Genomic DNA, 15,544 nt, shown 5'->3' on the forward strand with positions numbered 1-15,544 from the left:
TTGGCCATTGTGCGCGGTCGTAGCCCTCATGGCGAGCGTGCAGCGAACCCCTGCCAAGGCAACGACGCGCTTCCCTAGCAACACGCCCCGTCGTCTTCCTGGCGCAGGCCAGGAGCCAGGGCTTTTCACTCGGTCCGAGCTAAACCGCCGGATGCCTGCGTATACGGGTATGGTGGTACTGGATGGTGCCTCTGACGTTCAGATTTATTCCCGGCCAGCCAGTGAAAACTGCCGTCAAATGGGAGAGTCCCTGTTCCTTTATTGGTGGCCTATCGGTGAGGGAGATTGTCCTGTAATGCCCAGAACCATGGGATCCTAGAGAGTTTGCTCTATAACTGGTCTGAACAGTTGGTGGTTATTGTGCTCTGCTGCACAATTTAAGTGAGATTAACCTTACCTGTCCGGTCGGAGTTGGGTAAGATTCGCTGGAAACAGTGAACATCTGTACGCTAAATCCATCACGGTGGGAGTTCAGCAGTGACCCAACTTCTCGAGGATCTGCACCTGGTAGATCTGATTCAGGACCAAATTAAGGCGCTGCCGGAGCAGCCAGCCATCTCCTACCGCGAACAGGGTCGGTGGCACCCGATTAGTTGGCGCGAGTTGGGCGATAACCTGACCCAACTGGCGAAGGTGATGATCCACCTGGGCATAGAGACCCAGGACAAGATCGCCATCTTTGCCCAGAACTCGGAGCGGTGGGCGATGACCGACCTGGCCGGCATGCAGTGTCGCTCGGTGGTTGTGCCCATCTACCCCACCAATACCGCGGATCAGGCCAGGTATATCATCAATGATGCCGGGGCCAAGCTGCTGTTTGTCGGTGATCAGGAGCAGTATGACAAGGCGCTGGAGGTGGCTTCGGAGTGCCCCTCGCTGACCAACATCATCCTGATGAAGTCCTCCATCACCCAGGGCAATAGCCCGGTGGTTCAACACTATTTCCATCAGCTGCTGGAGTACGATGTTGACTACTGTCAGCCCCTGCTGCAGGAGCGACTCGCCAGCCGCAGCCTGGATGACCTGATAACCCTGATCTACACCTCGGGCACCACCGGTGAACCAAAGGGGGTGATGCTGGATTACCGCAACTTTGCCAGCACCACCAGGCAGCATTCACGCATCCTGAGTTTCAATGCCGGTGAGCGCTCCCTGGCGTTCCTGCCCCTGTCCCATGTGTTTGAACGGGGCTGGACCCTGTTTGCCCTGGGGCGTGGCGGTCATGTCGGTTTCCTGGAGAACCCCGCCGAGGTACAGAAGGCCCTGACCGAATTCAAGCCGGCGGTGATGTGTGCCGTGCCCCGCTTCTACGAGAAGGTCTACAGCGCGGTGGCCGACAAGGTCGGCAAGGCGCCGGCTCCCCGCCGGTTCCTGTTCTACTGGGCGTTGCGTCAAGGGCGCATCCGCTTCGAAGCGGCCAACAGGGGACGGCGACTGAACCCGGCGCGTCAGCAGCTGGTGAACCTGGCAGACAAGCTGGTTCTGTCCAAATTGCGCGACGTGCTGGGTGGCGAGATCCGCTTCATGCCCTGTGGTGGTGCCAAGCTGGACGACGTGGTGCACGAGTTCTTCCAGTCTGTCGGCATTACCCTGTTGTGCGGCTATGGGATGACCGAGACCACCGCCACCATTTCCTGTGGACTGCCGGGTAGCATTCGCCTTCAGGGTAATGGCCGTCCCATGCCCGAGGTTCAGGTAAAGATTGGCGATGACAACGAGATCCTGGTCAAGGGTGACACGGTGATGAAGGGCTACTACAACCGGCCCGATGATACCGATGCGGTGTTTGTGGATGGCTGGCTCAGAACCGGCGATGCCGGCCGCCTGGATGACGAGGGTCACCTTCACATCACCGACCGCATCAAGGAGCTGATGAAGACCTCCAACGGCAAGTACATTGCCCCCCAGAGGGTGGAGGGGATGGTGGCCCGGGACCCCCTCATCGAGCAAGTGGCGGTGGTTGCCGAGGCCCGAAACTATGTTTCGGCGCTGATCGTGCCCGCCTTCGAGTCATTGGAGAGCTGGGCCAAGGAGAAGGGGATCAAGTACAAGGACCCGCTGGACCTGATTCAGCATTCCGACGTGGTGGAGCACTTCGAGCAGCGGTTGAAGGAGGTGCAGCAGGAGCTGGCCAAGTTTGAGCAGGTGAAGAAGTTCACCCTGCTCCCGCGCGAGTTCTGCATGAAGCGTGGTGAACTGACCCCCACCCTCAAGCTTCGGCGCAAGGTGATTAACGAGCGTTTCTCCGAGGAGATCGACGCCATGTACAGCAAGGCGAAGAAACTGGTGGAGCGGAAGAAGGCCTCGCTGAAGTAGCCAATGGTCTTGACGAAAAGGGTGCCGGGCAGGCACCCTTTTTTATGCATAGAAAAGGAGTTGCCATGCATACCATTACCCTCAGTCCCAGGTTTTCCGAAACCGATGCCCTGGGCCATATCAACAACACCGTGGTGCCGGTTTGGTTCGAGGAGGCCCGCACCCCCATCTTCCGTTGCTTTGTGCCCAGCCTGGATCACCGGGAGTGGAACCTGATCCTGGCCGGATTCAAGATCGACTACCTGCTTCCCACCTACTACGGTCAGGACGTGGTGATTACCACCGGCGTAAATCAGATCGGCAACAGCTCACTGAAGATCTGGCACCAGGCGTCTCAGGGAGACAAGGTGGTCGCCCGCGCGGAGGTCGCCATGGTTCACTATGACTATGGTGAGGAGAAGCCGGTGAGGATTCCCGACGAGATTCGACAAGCCTTGTCACCTCTTAGGGGAGACAGGCCCTGGGACTGAAAAAAGCGGCCAATCGGCCGCTTTTTTTCAGAAACTCTCCAGGTTCAACTGGCTGAACTCCTGAATCACCGGGTGCTTGCCCTGGCGTATCCCTTCACTCCTGACGATCTGACAGGTTTTCAGGCCAGCCGCCTTGGCGGCATTGAGCTCCTCCAGTCGATCGGAGACAAACAGGATCAGGTTGGGCCACATACTGATGGTGTTGATGATGTTGCGGTAGGCCTGAGGCTCCACCTTCTGACCCATATGGGTGTCGAAGTGGCCGTGGAACAGGTTGCGCAGGTCACCGAACTGGCTGTGCTGAAACAGCAGTTCCTGGGCTTCGGTGGAGCTAGAGGAGAAACTGTAGATTCGCTTGCCTTGTGCCTTGAGGGACTTCAGAGACTCCAGGGCATCGGGGTAGATGTGGCCTTCCAGATCACCCTGACGATAGCCTTGGCGCCAGATCATCCCCTGGATGGTTTTCAGGGGGGTTGCTTTCTGATCCTCGGCGATCCATTGAAGCAGGATCTCTACCACGCGAGCCAGGTCGGCATCGGGTTCGCCAGCCAACTCCTTGACGTCATCGATACAGTGGGACACCACCACCTGCTCCTGGTTCTCCTCGATAAACCGGGCCATCTCTTTGGCCGAGTAAGAGAACAACACTTTTTTAATGAAGTCGTAATCCGTGGTGGTACCGGCGGTATCTACGATAACGGCTTGAATTCCCATAGTCCCTACAATAATAAAGTCGCATCAGCGCAAATATTAGCGCCGAGGCGGGTTCAATGCCAGCTTTAACTTAGCTCACTCTCACCACTTTTCCGGCCTTGTAGACCGCCCTGCAGGGTCGGTTGCCGTACTGCCAGGCGAGCTCCGCAGGGTGGCCAATCTGCCACTGCGCCATATCGGCGATCATCCCCACTTTCAGCTGACCCACCCGGTCGCCGACGCCCAGGGCCTGGGCGCCGTGGCGGGTCACGCCGGCCAGGGCTTCGGCGGGTGTCAGGCCAAACAGGGTACAGCCCATATTGACCATCAGCAGGGTGGAGCAGAGGGGGGAGCTGCCCGGATTGAAATCGGAGGCCACCGCCATGGGGACCCCATGGTGGCGTAGCAGCTCGACCGGGGGTTTGCGGGTCTCCCTGAGGAAGTAGAAGGCCCCGGGCAGCAGCACGGCCACGGTGCCGGAGTCGGCCAGGGCCTTGACCCCTGCCTCATCCAGGCACTCGATGTGGTCCACGGACAGGGCCTGATGGCGGGCGGCCAGTTGGCTTCCCCCCATGTTGGACAGCTGCTCGGCATGCAACTTGACCGGAAGCCCCAGTTCCCGGGCTGTGCGGAACACCTGTTCGGTCTGGTCCAGGTCAAAGGCGATGTTCTCGCAGAATACATCCACCGCATCGGCCAGGTTATCGGCGGCGATCGCGGGCATCATCTCGTCACACACCAGGTCGACGTAAGCCTGTTGCCGTCCCTGATATTCCGCCGGCAGCGCATGGGCACCGAGGAAGGTGGTGTGGACATCCAGTGGATGCACCTCGCCCAGGTGGCGGGCCAGGCTGAGCATCTTATGCTCGGTCTCGGTATCCAGCCCGTAACCGGATTTGATCTCTACCCGGGTCACGCCCTCAGCCAGCAGGGCGTTGAGGCGTTCGCGGCCTAGCTGGAACAGGGTTTCCTCGTCCGCCGCCCGGGTGGCCTTGACCGTAGAGAGGATGCCGCCACCCTGGCGGGCGATCTCTTCATAGGTGGCGCCATTGAGCCTGGCCTCGAACTCGCTGGCCCGGGTACCGGCAAACACCAGGTGGGTATGACAGTCCACCAGGCCCGGAGTCAGCCACTGGCCGTTGCCCTTGATCACCGGCATGGCGAGGGGGTCAAACTCGGGCAGTTCAGAGCGTGGGCCCACCCAGGCGATTCGGCCATCTTTGACCGCCAGGGCGGCGTCCTCAATCTCGCCATAACTGCCCGGTCTGTCTGGATCCATGGTGGCCAGATTGATGTCTATCCAAAGCTGATCCCACTCCATTTCGCGCTCCTTGGGCTCAAATTATCTCTCGGCATTCTGGCAATCTTTGCTTGTATATACAAGTCGTCTGTGTCATTTTTGATCGCAGAGACCACCCCGGGAGCCCACTTTGGCCGCACCAAAATTCATTGAAATCAAGCAACACCTCACCGAGCTGATCGAGCAGGGTAGCCTGGCCGAGCACGCCAAGGTGCCATCGGAAAACGCCCTGGCCGCTCAGTTTGAGTGTAGCCGGATGACCGCCCGCCGGGCCCTGACTGAGCTGGTGGAGCAGGGGGTGTTGGTACGCAGTCAGGGGCAGGGGACCTTTGTGGCGTCCCTCAAGTCCCAGGGGTCTATGCTGACCATTCGCAACATCGCCGATGAGGTGAAGGAGCGGGGCAGGGGCCACAGGGTGCAGGTGCTGGCTAAGACCAGGCTGGCTGCGGACACCGAGGTGGCCATCGCCCTGGGGCTGTCGCCGGGAACCGAAGTGGGCCATACCGCCCTGCTGCACCTGGAGGAGGGGCTGCCGATGCAGCTGGAGCACCGCTATGTCAACCTGGCGCTGGTGCCTGGGTACCTGGAGCAGGACTTTGCCCTGCAGACGCCCCATGAGTACCTGAGCCAGGTCGCCCCTCTGACCGAAGCCCACCATGAGGTGGAGGCGGTGGTGGTGGACACGGCCACCGCTGAGCTGTTGCAGTTGGGGCCAGGCGAGCCCTGTTTGAGAATTTTACGCCGTACCTGGAGCCGATCCGGTGCGGTGAGCTTTGCCAGACTGACTCACCCGGGCAGCCGTTACCGGCTGGGTGGCCACCTGGTGATGGACAATTAGAGCAGTGAGGAGATCACGATGAGCAACAACAAGGACACAGCCAATCGCCTGGACGAGAACCGGGTGATCCGTGCACCACGAGGCACTGAACTGAACGCCAAGAGCTGGCAGACCGAGGCGCCGCTGCGGATGCTGATGAACAACCTGGACCCGGAGGTGGCGGAGCACCCCCAGGGCCTGGTGGTCTATGGCGGCATCGGCCGTGCCGCCCGCAACTGGGCGTGTTTCGATCAGATCGTCGAGACCCTGAAACGCCTGGAGCTGGACGAGACCCTGCTGGTGCAGTCCGGTAAGCCGGTGGGCGTATTCAAGACCCATGAAAACGCGCCTCGGGTGCTGATCGCCAACTCCAATCTGGTGCCCCACTGGGCCAACTGGGAGCACTTCAACGAGCTGGATAAGAAGGGGCTGGCCATGTACGGCCAGATGACTGCCGGCTCCTGGATCTACATCGGTACCCAGGGGATTGTCCAGGGCACTTATGAGACCTTTGCTGCCGTCGCCAAGAAGCACTTCGACGGACAGGCGGCCGGTCGCTGGATCCTCACTGGCGGTCTGGGTGGCATGGGGGGTGCTCAGCCTCTGGCAGCCACCATGGCCGGCTTCTCCATGATCGCCGTGGAGTGCGATGAGACCCGCATCGACTTCCGTCTGCGTACCGGTTATGTCGACAGGAAGGCCTACAGCCTGGATGAGGCGATGGGCATGATCGAACAGGCCAAGGCCGACGGCAAGCCTGTCTCCGTAGGTCTGCTGGCCAACGCCGCCGACATCTTTGGTGAGCTGGTGGCGAAGGGGATTACCCCGGACGTGGTCACCGACCAGACCTCGGCCCACGACCCTCTGAATGGCTACCTGCCCCAGGGCTGGACCATGGCCCAGGCCGCCGAGATGCGCCTGAAGGATGAGGCTGCGGTGGTGAAGGCGGCCAAGGCGTCAATGGCGGTTCAGGTTCAGGCGATGCTGGACCTTCAGGCGCGCGGAGCCGCCACCCTGGATTACGGCAATAACATCCGTCAGATGGCCTTGGAAGAGGGGGTGAAGAACGCCTTCGACTTCCCAGGCTTCGTACCGGCCTACATCCGTCCCCTGTTCTGCGAAGGGATCGGCCCCTTCCGCTGGGTGGCCCTCTCCGGCGACCCGGAGGACATCTATAAAACCGACCAGAAGGTGAAGGAGCTGATCCCGGACGATCCGCACCTGCACAACTGGCTGGATATGGCCCGCGAGCGCATCCAGTTCCAGGGACTGCCTGCCCGCATCTGCTGGGTGGGGCTGAAAGATCGCGCCCGCCTGGGCCGCGCCTTCAACGAGATGGTGAAGAATGGTGAACTGAAAGCCCCTGTGGTGATCGGTCGTGACCACCTGGATTCTGGCTCAGTGGCGTCTCCCAACCGGGAAACCGAAGGGATGATGGACGGTTCCGATGCCGTGTCCGACTGGCCGTTGCTGAACGCGATGCTCAACACCGCCGGCGGCGCCACCTGGGTGAGCCTGCACCACGGTGGTGGCGTCGGCATGGGTTTCTCTCAGCACTCCGGCATCGTCATCCTGTGTGATGGCAGCGAAGAGGCGGATGCCCGCATCGGCCGTGTGCTGTGGAACGATCCCGCCACCGGTGTCATGCGTCACGCCGATGCCGGTTACGAAATCGCCAAAAACTGCGCCCGTGAGCAGGGCCTGGATCTGCCCATGGAGAACAACTAATGCTGGAAATGACCCTGAACCCGGGCCAGTTGACCCTGGCCCAGCTGCGCAGCATCGGACAGAACCGGGTTAAGCTGACCCTGGCCGACAGCGCCTACGCCGCCATTGACCGCAGTGCCGCCACCGTGCAGCAGGTGATCGATGAAGACCGCGTGGTCTACGGCATCAATACTGGCTTTGGCCTGCTGGCCAACACCCGCATCGGCAAGGACGACCTGGCACTGCTGCAGCGCTCCATCGTGCTGTCCCATGCCGCCGGTACCGGTGCGCCCATGAGCGACAGCGCCGTGCGTCTGATGATGGTGCTGAAGATCAACTCCCTGGCCCGGGGTTTCTCCGGCATTCGCCGTGAGGTAATCGATGCCCTGATCGCCCTGGTGAATGCCGAAGTGTATCCCATAGTGCCGGAGAAGGGCTCTGTGGGGGCATCCGGCGACCTGGCGCCCCTGTCTCACATGGTGCTGCCACTGCTGGGTGAGGGCGAAGTGCGCTATCACGGTGAGATCATCGACGCCGCCACCGGCCTGGCCAAGGCCGGCCTGAGTCCCATGGAGCTGGCACCCAAGGAGGGTCTGGCCCTGCTCAACGGCACCCAGGCGTCCACGGCACTGGCGCTGCAGGGGCTGTTTCGAGCCGAAGACCTGTGGGCCGGCGCTTCCGTGGTCGGGGCCATGAGCGTCGAGGCGGCCCTGGGCAGTCGTCGCCCCTTTGATGCCCGCATCCACGAAGTACGTGGTCAACGGGGCCAGATCGACTCTGCCGCGGTGTTCCGTCACCTGTTGGATGAGAACTCCGAGTTGGGTGACAGCCACGCCGGCTGTGAAAAGGTGCAGGACCCCTACTCCCTGCGCTGCCAGCCCCAGGTTATGGGGGCCTGCCTGACCCAGATCCGTCAGGCGGCCGAAGTGTTGCTGGTGGAGTCCAACGGCGTTACCGACAATCCGCTGGTGTTTGCCGACGAGGGTGACATCATCTCCGGCGGCAACTTCCATGCGGAGCCGGTGGCCATGGCTGCCGACAACTTGGCCATCGTCATTGCCGAAATTGGCGCCCTGGCGGAGCGGCGCATCGCGTTGCTGATCGATCGTAACCTGTCCGGTCTGCCCCCCTTCCTGGTGGATAATGGCGGGGTGAACTCCGGCTTTATGATCGCCCAGGTGACCGCCGCGGCCCTGGCCAGTGAGAACAAGACCCTGGCTCATCCGGCGTCGGTGGACAGCCTGCCCACCTCCGCCAACCAGGAGGACCATGTCTCCATGGCCACCTTCGCCGCCCGCCGTCTGCGGGAGATGGCGGAGAACAGCCGTGGCGTGCTGGCGGTGGAGCTGCTGGCGGCGGCCCAGGGCCTGGATTTCCGCAAGCCGCTGAAGGCCAGCACCCGGGTGGAGCAGGCCAAGGCGCAGCTGCGTGAGCGGGTCCGTTTCTATGACAAGGACAGGTATTTTGCCCCGGACATCACCTTGGCCACGGAACTGCTGTGTGAGGCCGGCTACAACGCGCTGCTGCCCAAAGGCGTACTTCCCAGCCTATAATTTAGACAGGCCAGTCTGATATTGAGACAAGCCCCGCAACAGCGGGGCTTTTTTCTGGCCGTCTCAGCCAGTATTCTGGGGCCATTAGCCTAATAGCGGACCTCCCTCGTGGAACAAGAGATTAAGAATGAGATGCGCCACTGGCTGGCCCAGTGGCTGACCAGCATGGAGATGCCCACCAAGGGGGACGATCCCCTGACGGTGGTGATACTGGCGGTGATCGCCATGGTGACCGCGCTGCTGGTGTACGGGATATTCATGCGGGTGCTGGTCAGAGGCGCCCGCAAGGTGATCGAGCGCAACACCGCCTGGGTGGTGCCGGTGAGACAGTACCGGGTGCTGGAGAAGCTGGCCCAGATCGCACCGGTGGTGGTGCTGGACCTGTTTACCCCCATGGTGCTCAGCCTGTGGCCGGTATGGCAGGACCTGGTCTCCAGGGGCCTGGAGCTGGTGATGCTGGTGATGTCCCTGCGGGTGGTGTTCGCGGTGCTGGATATTGTCAGGGCACTGATCGCCATTCGCCCGGAGGGGCGCAGACTGCCGGTGCAGAGCATTGCCCAGCTGACCAAGCTGTTCCTGTTTATCGTCGGTTTGATCCTCTTTGTCGGCATACTGCTGGATAAGTCGCCCCTCTACCTGCTCTCCGGCCTGGGTGTGGCCACCGGTCTGGTGATGCTGGTGTTTCGCGATACTATCCTGGGGTTTGTGGCCGGCATCCAGCTGGCGGCCAACCGGCTGGTGAGCCCGGGGGACTGGATCGAGATGGCCAAGTATGGTGCCGACGGTGAGGTGCTGGAGGTGACCCTGACCACGGTCAAGGTGCAGAACTGGGACAAGACCATCACCATGATCCCCGCCTATGCCCTGACCACCGACGCTTTCCGCAACTGGCGGGGGATGCAGGAGTCCGGCGGACGCCGCATTAAGCGCTCCGTTTACCTGGACGTGAACTCGGTGGCCTTTGTCGACGAGACACTGATGGCAAAATTGAAAGAGATCCGTCTGCTGGCTCCCTACTTGGCGCAGAAGCAGGCCGAACTGACCGAGGCCAATGCCGGTCGGGAGGATCTCAGCATGCCGGTGAACGGTCGCCGCCTGACCAACCTGGGCTGCCTGCGCGCCTACCTGGAGGCCTACCTCCGGGCCAACCCCCACCTGACACCGGAGATGACCATGATGGTGCGCCAACTGGCGCCCAGCGAGCTGGGGCTGCCGATGGAGATCTATTGTTTCACCAATGACACCCGTTGGACGGTGTATGAGGGGATCCAGGCGGACATCTTCGACCACCTGTTGGCCATCTTGCCGGAGTTTGGACTGAAGCCGATGCAGCGCCCCACCGGCCAGGATCTGGCCCGGGCGGGCGCCTACTCCTCGTAGCGGGGCACCGGCTGGGGGTATTTGCCGGGAATGGCGCGGAAGAAGTCGAGGAGGGTGTTCATATCCTCGGCCATCAGCTCTCCCGGCATCAGCGGTGGGCGGATCACCACCCGGCGCGCCTGGAAGTCCAAGCCGGCGCAGTAGATGGGTACCCGTGCCTGGCGGGCAATATGGTAGAAGCCGGTTTTCCAGCGGGAGACCGGCTTTCTTGTGCCCTCGGGGGCCAGCGCCAGGATGAAGTTCTCCCGGGTGGCGAACAGCTCGACCGCGGTACTCACCAGGTTGTTCTGCCGCCCCCGATTGACCGGGACTCCGCCCAGGGCGCGGAACAGCCAGCCGGTGGGCCAGCGGAACAGCTGGTGTTTGCCGATGAAGTTGGCGTTCAACCCCAGTGCCCATTGGGCCAGGATGCCGATGAGAAAGTCCCAGTTGCTGGTGTGGGGCCCCACCACGATAATGTAGCGCCCCTGAAGCGGGATCTCGCCTTCGATGGTCCAGCCAAGCCGCTTCAGCAGCCAGGCGCAGAAAGATTGTCTCATGGTGGTCAGGAGGCCGGTGTCTGGTGCATAGTCTAATGAGTATACCAATTTGCATCAGTGCCCCGAAATGGGGCAATTCAGGGAGGATCGGAATGAAGCGAGTGGTGATTGGCCTGATGGTCATGCTGTTCAGTGCCGGGGCATGGTCGAACGAAGCCGCCATCCGTCAGGTGCTCGAGACGCAGCGCCTGGCCTGGAATCGGGGAGACATTCCCGGCTACATGCAGGGGTACTGGCACAGTGACCAATTGAGATTTATCTCAGGCGGCAAGATCAAGTACGGTTGGGACACCACGCTCAGGGGCTACCTGAAGCGCTACCCGGATGCGGCCGCCATGGGTCAGCTGCAGTTCGAGCTGGAAACGGTGCAGATGCTGGCGGAGGATGTTGCCCTGGTGGTCGGGCGCTGGATGCTGCTGCGGGAGAAGGATAAACCCGCCGGCGAGTTTACCCTGATTGTCCGCAAGCTGGATGGCCAGTGGCGCATCGTCCACGATCACACCAGCTAGTGGGCCTGGTGTAACTCCTCGCCGTGCAGGTGGTCGCTGGCGCCGCTGTGGCCGTGATCCGGATGGGCCACCATCAGCAGCACCAGGAACAGCAGTCCCAGGCCGCCGCCGATCCAGTGGCTGGACTGCAGGGTCGCCTGGCCGCCGTGATCGTGCTCATGGCTGTGGTGCTCATGGGGCCGGTGCCACAGCACGTGCAGGATGGAGCCGGTGACGAAGGCCTGCAGGTAGACCACATGGGTGGCGGTCATGTGGTGCAGCAGTTCCGGCCCCAGATGAAAGCCGATCAGGGTGGCGATCATCATCAACCCCAGCACGACGGTGGCAATGGCGCGGCCATAGGCCGGGCGCAGCAGCCACCATACCGCCAGGCCGGCGGGCATGCGGTGGAGGATAATGCCGAAGGCCAACAGCATCGGACCCTGCTCATTGGCGGCCAGAAACAGGGCGCTGCCATCGGTGACGGCATGCAGCAGCAGGCCGAAGATCCCCAGGGCGACGGTGAGGTTATGGGCGAAGGCGGAGTGACGCTTGAACAGCTTTTCCGACAGGGAGGGCCCAAACAACCCCAGCAGCACAAACAGGATCGCCACCACCCCGCCCAGGGTGATCACCTGGGGCAGGACGTCGAACAGGACCAGTCCACCGAGGGACACCATCACGAAGGCGCCAATGGCGGTGATGATGCCCTTCTGGCTCTTCAGTCCGTGGTGGAGGATGGGGCCAACAGCCAGGACCAGCAGGCTGGCGATTACATAGTTCATAAATGATAACTGTTCTCAGTTGGGGTGCGTACGTTAACCCGTCCCGTGAGCGATGTCCAGTGACATGGCGCCTTGATCGACCGCGTTTGACCGATTCCGGCGTGGGTAAACCCCGGGCCTAGAGGTAGTTGGTCAGATCCAGCTTATACTCCCTGGGATCGATCGCCTTGATGATGTGGTCGTTGTGCTTCTCCAGCTCGATCTCCGACTGCATCACATGGGTGTTGCTCTTCAGGTTGTAGACCACCCTCACCAGCGGCTTGGTGGGCTTACGATCCTGGGTTTCCATGACAATGGCCGCCCGGCCGCTGTGCAGTTCGACCATGCAGCCGTTGGGGTAAACCCCCAGAGTCTGGATAAATTTCACCACCAGCTTCTTGTCCAGGGCCAGGGGCGTCATCTCCAGCAGCCGTTTGAGTGCCAGGGTGGGGGCCATCCCCTTGTGGTATACCCTGTCGGCGGTCATGGCGTCATAGATGTCGCAGATGGCGACCATGCGGCCGGCGGTGGAGATCTGCTCCCCCTTGAGTCCCATGGGGTAACCTGTCCCGTCCAGCTTTTCATGATGCATGGCGGCGACGTCCAGGCTGACTTTGCTGATGCCGGGCGTGGCGGTGATGATGGTGCGGCTGTGGGCCGCATGGCTCTTCATTACCTCGAACTCCTCCGGGGTCAATTTCCCGGGTTTGTTGAGGATCGCCTCCGGAATGCGGATCTTGCCGATATCGTGCAGCAGGGAGCCGACGCACAGCTGATGCAGGGTGGTGCCGCCGATGCCCAATGCCCGGGCAAACAGGGTCATCAGGATGGTGACTCCCAGGGAGTGCTCCAGCAGGTAGTCATCCTTGTCCTTTATGAGGCGCAGGCACGCCAGGGCGCTGGGGTTGCGGAAGACGCTGCCGATAAACTCGTCCGCCATGGCGTTGACCGGTTCCAGGTCGATCTGTTGTCCCAGCTTGACGTCCGACATCAGCCTGGACTGCAGCTTCTTGGCTTGCGACAGCAGCTTTTTGGCCCTGGGGAGCTCGTTCTTAAGATCGCTCTTGGCGGGTGCCTTGACTCGGGCCGGGGTGGCGCTGACGGCGGGCGTGACCCCCTTGGTCTTGCCGGGGTTGATGATGATGCGTTCCACCCCAAGGTTACGCAGCATCTCCAGGATCGCGGGATCCTGAATATAGCCCTTCTGTACCATGGACAGTGACGGGTGGTCCGGGATGCTTTCCACATACATGCCCAGCGTCAGCTGTTCGATTGGGATGATCTTCATCTTGCGTCAGCAGTCTTCCTGTTGTCCGGTGACAATCTTTGGTTTCCCTGTCTCAGTTACCTTAATCGAAGGCGCGCTGAGATCAACTCCGTCACGAGTGTGAGTCGATTTTTTGTCTTTAGCCTGAACGGATTGAGATTGAACCCTGCTATTATCTGCCATTGGCTAGGTAAAAAAAACGCTATTTCAGTCATTTTGATTCAATAAGTACAGCTAAGTCACAAGGTTGGCCAGAGGTTCAGTGGTGCTGACCCTGTTTCATTCGGTTGCGGTTTTCGGGTCAGACAGAGGGGGTCCCCGAAGTGGGGCAACATGCGGTTCACTGGGGGTGACCATGACAGCGCAGGAGAGCAGGTTGCTGGGGGAGCTGGAAGATCATGCCCAGAAGCAGTGGAACCATCTGCTGAATATGCTCAGCCGGGTCACCGGCCTGCCCGGTGTCTATCTCTCCCGCTGCGACACCGACAACATGAAGATTCTGGCCACCAGCAGGGACTGCCCGGTCCTCACCCGTCCGGGAGACCGGTTCGCCCTGGCCGATCTCTACTGTGAGCGGGTGATCCGCACCGGCGCTCCCCTGGCGGTGGACAACGGCTGGGAGGAGCCGCATTGGGCCGGTGGCCGGGAAACCCAGGCGGGGATGATCAGCTACCTGGGGTTGCCGGTGCGCCAGCCTGACGGTTGTCTGTTCGGCACCTTGTGTGTCTACGATCTGGTTCCCCGGAGCCATATCCACCAGTGGCGGGCGTTGTTGCAATCGGTGGTCAACATCATCGAGGCGGACCTGAACCTGTTGGATCTAGGGCGGAGCCTGGCCAATGACAGCATTACCGATCCATTGACCGGCCTGATGAACCGCCGAGGCATGGAGGTCCGAATGGAGGCGCTGCTGTCCCTGGGGAGTCGGCTGGCGGCCAAGTCGCCGGAAAAGGTGGTGTTGGGGTTGATGCTGCTGGATATCGATCGCTTCAAGCAGGTCAACGACACCTATGGCCACATCACCGGCGACCAACTGTTGTGCCACTTCTCGGCGTTGCTGACAGGCGCCGTCCGCAAGGAGGATCTGGTGGTGCGCTGGGGGGGCGAGGAGTTCCTGCTGCTGTTCCCGGGCATCGGGGCTGGCGATCTGGCCGCCCTGGCGGAGAAGATCCGCCTGCTGGCGATGGCCTCGCCGCTGCCGGCGACCCCGGAGTCCCTGCCGTTCACCGTGTCCGTGGGGTACGGCGGCTGGAACGGCGCCACCATGGCGCCGGAGATGCTGGTGCGCCTGGACCGCCATCTGCTTCGGGCAAAGCAGTTGGGGCGCAACCGCTGCTTTGGCGAGCCGCTGCTTCAGTGCGGCCGGTAGAACTCGAACAGGCCGAACAGCAGCACCCGCCCCGTGGCCACCAGCCCCTGGCGGCGTACCACCAGGGTGACCGCCGCCAGACTCAGGTGGGCGGCCAGGGTCAGCAGCAGCAACAGCGCCAGGTACTCGCCGAAGGGCAGGGGGGTGACCAGGTTGAGGATCATCAGCCCCCAGGCCACCAGGGTGGCGCCGCGGCCAAGCCTGAGCAGTTGCTCCATCACTGCCCCTCCCGCTGAAACAGCCGGTAGGCGACCTGTCCTGCCACCTTCTCCTTGAGCAGGGTCCAGTGGGGTGGCACCCCTTCGAGACCGAGCTCAGATTCGGTTTCCACATAGATAAGGGCACGGTTGGTCAGCCAGTTGCCTTGCTCCAGCAGTTCCAGCACCGGCGCCACCAGACCCTGGCGGAAGGGGGGATCCACAAACACCAGGTCCTGGGGTTCGCCTCCCTGCAGCAGCAGGGTGCGGCTATCACCCTGGATCACCTTGGCGTTGTCGGCCCCCAGGGTGGCCAGGTTGCGTTTCAGCTGGTTGGCGGCGCCCTTGTCCAGCTCCATCAGGGTCACGCTGGCGGCGTAGCGGGACAGGGCTTCCAGGCCCAGGGCGCCGCTGCCGGCAAAGCAGTCCAGCACCTTGGCATCCTGGGTGTCACCCTGCAGCCAGTTAAACAGGGTTTCGCGAACCCGGTCGGTGGTGGGGCGCAGTCCCTGGAGGTCGGCGACGGGCAGTTTTCGGCCACGAAACCGGCCGCTGATGATGCGGACCTGGCCGCTGCCACCTTGGGGGGATGTGCGGGATTTGGGGTTTCGAGAGCCTCTGGCCATGGATTCCTCGGTTTTTGCTGCGTTTGTGGTTAGACTATGGCGCTTGAAAAACTCGCTA

At 61.8% G+C, this 15,544-nt stretch carries 15 protein-coding genes; 8 read left to right on the plus strand and 7 right to left on the minus strand.

Annotation, left to right across the window (positions count from 1 at the left end):
- Positions 1-477 precede the first annotated feature (477 nt).
- Both FCL40_RS17960 and FCL40_RS17965 read left to right on the plus strand, forming a co-directional pair.
- Positions 478-2,316: an AMP-dependent synthetase/ligase gene (locus tag FCL40_RS17960; protein ID WP_136854651.1), complete on the plus strand. Its 1,839-nt coding sequence runs from the start codon at positions 478-480 to the stop codon at positions 2,314-2,316.
- A gap of 65 nt (positions 2,317-2,381) precedes the next feature.
- Complete coding sequence (locus FCL40_RS17965) at positions 2,382-2,786, plus strand: acyl-CoA thioesterase (RefSeq protein ID WP_229360374.1); 405 nt, start codon at positions 2,382-2,384, stop codon at positions 2,784-2,786.
- A gap of 27 nt (positions 2,787-2,813) precedes the next feature.
- On the opposite strand, the gene mtnC is transcribed toward FCL40_RS17965, so the two are convergent.
- Both mtnC and hutI read right to left on the minus strand, forming a co-directional pair.
- On the minus strand, positions 2,814-3,500 hold the full coding sequence (gene mtnC / locus FCL40_RS17970) for an acireductone synthase (RefSeq protein WP_136854653.1): 687 nt from the start codon (positions 3,498-3,500) through the stop codon (positions 2,814-2,816).
- A 70-nt stretch (positions 3,501-3,570) separates the two neighbouring features.
- Entirely contained in the window at positions 3,571-4,800 is a 1,230-nt protein-coding gene (hutI, locus tag FCL40_RS17975) for an imidazolonepropionase (RefSeq protein WP_136854654.1), read from the minus strand.
- Positions 4,801-4,909: 109 nt separating this feature from the next.
- Here hutI and hutC point away from each other — a divergent pair, with 109 nt between their 5' ends.
- From hutC to FCL40_RS17995, 4 genes are all read left to right on the plus strand, one after another.
- Positions 4,910-5,617, plus strand: a complete 708-nt coding sequence (gene hutC / locus FCL40_RS17980) for a histidine utilization repressor (RefSeq protein ID WP_136854655.1) — start codon at positions 4,910-4,912, stop codon at positions 5,615-5,617.
- An 18-nt stretch (positions 5,618-5,635) separates the two neighbouring features.
- Positions 5,636-7,324, plus strand: a complete 1,689-nt coding sequence (gene hutU, locus FCL40_RS17985) for a urocanate hydratase (RefSeq protein WP_136854656.1) — start codon at positions 5,636-5,638, stop codon at positions 7,322-7,324.
- A complete protein-coding gene (gene hutH, locus FCL40_RS17990; protein WP_136854657.1) occupies positions 7,324-8,856 on the plus strand; it encodes a histidine ammonia-lyase in 1,533 nt (510 codons plus the stop codon). Before hutU ends, hutH begins: the two co-directional genes overlap by 1 nt.
- A 120-nt stretch (positions 8,857-8,976) precedes the next feature.
- Positions 8,977-10,236 (plus strand): mechanosensitive ion channel family protein, encoded by a 1,260-nt coding sequence (locus FCL40_RS17995; protein WP_407644161.1) that lies wholly within the window; start codon positions 8,977-8,979, stop codon positions 10,234-10,236.
- Here the strand turns inward: FCL40_RS17995 and FCL40_RS18000 are convergent.
- Positions 10,224-10,775 carry a lysophospholipid acyltransferase family protein gene (locus tag FCL40_RS18000; RefSeq protein WP_136854659.1) on the minus strand — a complete coding sequence of 184 codons (552 nt, stop codon included), beginning with the start codon at positions 10,773-10,775 and terminating at the stop codon, positions 10,224-10,226. The two genes, FCL40_RS17995 and FCL40_RS18000, sit on opposite strands and share 13 nt — an antisense overlap.
- A 92-nt stretch (positions 10,776-10,867) precedes the next feature.
- Here FCL40_RS18000 and FCL40_RS18005 point away from each other — a divergent pair, with 92 nt between their 5' ends.
- Complete coding sequence (locus FCL40_RS18005) at positions 10,868-11,284, plus strand: YybH family protein (RefSeq protein WP_136854660.1); 417 nt, start codon at positions 10,868-10,870, stop codon at positions 11,282-11,284.
- Here FCL40_RS18005 and FCL40_RS18010 read toward each other — a convergent pair.
- Both FCL40_RS18010 and FCL40_RS18015 read right to left on the minus strand, forming a co-directional pair.
- Positions 11,281-12,048: a ZIP family metal transporter gene (locus FCL40_RS18010; protein WP_136854661.1), complete on the minus strand. Its 768-nt coding sequence runs from the start codon at positions 12,046-12,048 to the stop codon at positions 11,281-11,283. The two genes, FCL40_RS18005 and FCL40_RS18010, sit on opposite strands and share 4 nt — an antisense overlap.
- Before the next feature lie 118 nt (positions 12,049-12,166).
- Positions 12,167-13,315 (minus strand): HD-GYP domain-containing protein, encoded by a 1,149-nt coding sequence (locus FCL40_RS18015; protein ID WP_136854662.1) that lies wholly within the window; start codon positions 13,313-13,315, stop codon positions 12,167-12,169.
- A 334-nt stretch (positions 13,316-13,649) separates the two neighbouring features.
- Between FCL40_RS18015 and FCL40_RS18020 the strand changes: the two genes are divergently transcribed.
- Positions 13,650-14,663: a sensor domain-containing diguanylate cyclase gene (locus FCL40_RS18020; protein WP_136854663.1), complete on the plus strand. Its 1,014-nt coding sequence runs from the start codon at positions 13,650-13,652 to the stop codon at positions 14,661-14,663.
- Here the strand turns inward: FCL40_RS18020 and FCL40_RS18025 are convergent.
- Both FCL40_RS18025 and rsmD read right to left on the minus strand, forming a co-directional pair.
- The gene (locus FCL40_RS18025; RefSeq protein ID WP_136854664.1) at positions 14,648-14,881 is read right to left on the minus strand and encodes a DUF1145 domain-containing protein; all 234 of its coding nucleotides are present in this window, start codon (positions 14,879-14,881) and stop codon (positions 14,648-14,650) included. The two genes, FCL40_RS18020 and FCL40_RS18025, sit on opposite strands and share 16 nt — an antisense overlap.
- Entirely contained in the window at positions 14,881-15,486 is a 606-nt protein-coding gene (gene rsmD, locus FCL40_RS18030) for a 16S rRNA (guanine(966)-N(2))-methyltransferase RsmD (protein WP_136854665.1), read from the minus strand. Before rsmD ends, FCL40_RS18025 begins: the two co-directional genes overlap by 1 nt.
- Positions 15,487-15,544: the final 58 nt, after the last annotated feature.

It is taken from the genome of Ferrimonas sediminicola (genome assembly GCF_005116715.1).
Taxonomy (GTDB): Bacteria; Pseudomonadota; Gammaproteobacteria; order Enterobacterales; family Shewanellaceae; genus Ferrimonas; species Ferrimonas sediminicola.

What these genes read in the sequence shown, in the direction of transcription:
- FCL40_RS17965 (WP_229360374.1), top strand. Translation starts at nt 2,382, where the DNA reads ATGCATACCATTACCCTCAGTCCCAGGTTTTCCGAAACCGATGCCCTG.
- mtnC (WP_136854653.1), bottom strand. Translation starts at nt 3,500, where the DNA reads ATGGGAATTCAAGCCGTTATCGTAGATACCGCCGGTACCACCACGGAT.
- hutI (WP_136854654.1), bottom strand. Translation starts at nt 4,800, where the DNA reads ATGGAGTGGGATCAGCTTTGGATAGACATCAATCTGGCCACCATGGAT.
- hutU (WP_136854656.1), top strand. Translation starts at nt 5,636, where the DNA reads ATGAGCAACAACAAGGACACAGCCAATCGCCTGGACGAGAACCGGGTG.
- hutH (WP_136854657.1), top strand. Translation starts at nt 7,324, where the DNA reads ATGCTGGAAATGACCCTGAACCCGGGCCAGTTGACCCTGGCCCAGCTG.
- FCL40_RS18000 (WP_136854659.1), bottom strand. Translation starts at nt 10,775, where the DNA reads ATGAGACAATCTTTCTGCGCCTGGCTGCTGAAGCGGCTTGGCTGGACC.
- FCL40_RS18005 (WP_136854660.1), top strand. Translation starts at nt 10,868, where the DNA reads ATGAAGCGAGTGGTGATTGGCCTGATGGTCATGCTGTTCAGTGCCGGG.
- FCL40_RS18010 (WP_136854661.1), bottom strand. Translation starts at nt 12,048, where the DNA reads ATGAACTATGTAATCGCCAGCCTGCTGGTCCTGGCTGTTGGCCCCATC.
- FCL40_RS18015 (WP_136854662.1), bottom strand. Translation starts at nt 13,315, where the DNA reads ATGAAGATCATCCCAATCGAACAGCTGACGCTGGGCATGTATGTGGAA.
- FCL40_RS18020 (WP_136854663.1), top strand. Translation starts at nt 13,650, where the DNA reads ATGACAGCGCAGGAGAGCAGGTTGCTGGGGGAGCTGGAAGATCATGCC.
- FCL40_RS18025 (WP_136854664.1), bottom strand. Translation starts at nt 14,881, where the DNA reads ATGGAGCAACTGCTCAGGCTTGGCCGCGGCGCCACCCTGGTGGCCTGG.
- rsmD (WP_136854665.1), bottom strand. Translation starts at nt 15,486, where the DNA reads ATGGCCAGAGGCTCTCGAAACCCCAAATCCCGCACATCCCCCCAAGGT.